Source organism: Amycolatopsis sp. NPDC051372 (assembly GCF_040682095.1).
Classification (GTDB): domain Bacteria; phylum Actinomycetota; class Actinomycetes; order Mycobacteriales; family Pseudonocardiaceae; genus Amycolatopsis.
In genome coordinates, this window is record NZ_JBFBAF010000101.1 from 1 (window position 1) to 1,469 (window position 1,469).

A 1,469-nucleotide genomic window follows, 5' to 3' on the forward strand; every position below is an offset into this window, starting at 1 on the left:
GGCCGTTGAGCGTGGTCATCGGTTCCTTCGAGCAGTGACGGGGTTCAGGGACAGCGGACGACGGCGCAGGCTTCGTAGCCGGGAGCTCGGGCGCGCACCAGGTCTGCGTCGAACCAGCCGTCGGTGCGCTCACGGGCTTCGATGCACAGCCGGGCGACTTCGCGGACCCACGGGTGCCGATCGCCGGGCAGGAGTTCGCCACGGCGGAGGCGGTTCACTTCGCTCCCGGGCCGCTGCAGGCTGAACAGCCGGTCGATCGTGCGCAGGTACGAAAACACTTCCGTGGCAACGGATTCGGCCGCGCCGTCGGTTCGGACACCCGGGCCTCGCAGGTGCAGGCTGATCGGCATCCCCATGATCACGAGCGTCCACGCGCGCCGGTCCGGTGCGGTCACCGATGGGCCGCGTCGATCGCGGACTGAAGGGACTGGACGTAGCCGAACAGCAGCGTCGCCCAGCCCGCCAGCCCGGTGGCGGCGGCCCACCAGCGGCGGACCGGACCGACCCGAGGCGTGGACGGGGCTCCGCCGGGCCGGACCGAGAGGGGGACGGTGGACATCGGGTGCTCCTGGTGGTTGTGGTGTCACCACCCTTCCGGAGCGCGGTTAGTTCCCGACGTGATCCGGGTGAGAAAACGGTAAGAGCCGATCACCGTCGACACTGAACCCCACGACGGCCCCACCCCCCGAGCGCAGGCGGGCGATGACCGCTCCGTCGTGCGCCGCGGCTGTTTCGCGCACGATCGCCAGCCCGAGCCCGGAGCCCGGCAATGCCCGGGCCGCGTCGGCGCGGTGGAAGCGGTCGAAGACGTGCGGCAGGTCCTGCGCGGGAATCCCGGGACCGCGGTCGAGGACTTCGATCTGTCCGCTTCGGACGGTCAGCTCGATCGGCTCGGTACCCCCGGCATCGAACTTCACCGCGTTCTCCAGCAAGTTGCCCACGGCGCGCTCCAGCCTGCGCACCTGCCCCGACACGACGGTGTCGTCCGCGTCGACCACCACCGCCCGGCCGGACCGCCGCCGCACCCGCTCGGCGGCGCGCTCGGCGACCGCGGCCAGCTCGACCGGGCCGGTCTCTTCGCTGTCGTAGCGCCGGGTGGCGAGCTCGACGATCTCGGTGATGAGGTGCGTCAGCTCGCGCGTTTCGCCGTCGACGTCGTCGAGCAGTCGCGTGCGGGAGTCGGGGGACAGCTCGTCGAAGCGCCGCATCACCTGGGCGTTGGTCCGCAGGCTTGTCAACGGTGTGCGCAGCTCGTGCGCGGCGTCCTGGACGAGGCGCTCCTGGTCGGCGCGGGCGTCGGCGAGCCGGCTGAGCATGCGGTCGAAGGACGTGGCCAGGCGGCCGACCTCGTCGCGTCCGCCGGTGGGGACGCCTGCCTGCACGAGGCCGCCGTCGGTCACCTGCTCGGTGACGGCCGTGAGCCGCACGAGCCGGCGGGTGATCTGGCGCGCGAGCAGCCAGCCCGCGAG

Annotated in this window: 3 protein-coding genes; all 3 read right to left on the reverse strand. The window is 72.3% G+C overall.

The genetic code is table 11. The annotated features are described in order from the left end of the window. Positions 1-44 precede the first annotated feature (44 nt). On the reverse strand, positions 45-395 hold the full coding sequence (locus tag AB0M56_RS50535) for a hypothetical protein (RefSeq protein ID WP_364190845.1): 351 nt from the start codon (positions 393-395) through the stop codon (positions 45-47). Continuing rightward, positions 392-559 carry a hypothetical protein gene (locus AB0M56_RS50540; RefSeq protein WP_364190848.1) on the reverse strand — a complete coding sequence of 56 codons (168 nt, stop codon included), beginning with the start codon at positions 557-559 and terminating at the stop codon, positions 392-394. The genes AB0M56_RS50535 and AB0M56_RS50540 overlap by 4 nt, the downstream gene beginning before the upstream one ends. A 46-nt stretch (positions 560-605) precedes the next feature. Continuing rightward, a partial coding sequence (locus tag AB0M56_RS50545) for a HAMP domain-containing sensor histidine kinase (RefSeq protein WP_364190851.1) occupies positions 606-1,469 on the reverse strand: 864 nt, incomplete at its 5' end.

Bases quoted from the DNA above. Each gene is read 5' to 3' on its own strand.
- AB0M56_RS50540 (WP_364190848.1), bottom strand. From the start codon at position 559: ATGTCCACCGTCCCCCTCTCGGTCCGGCCCGGCGGAGCCCCGTCCACG.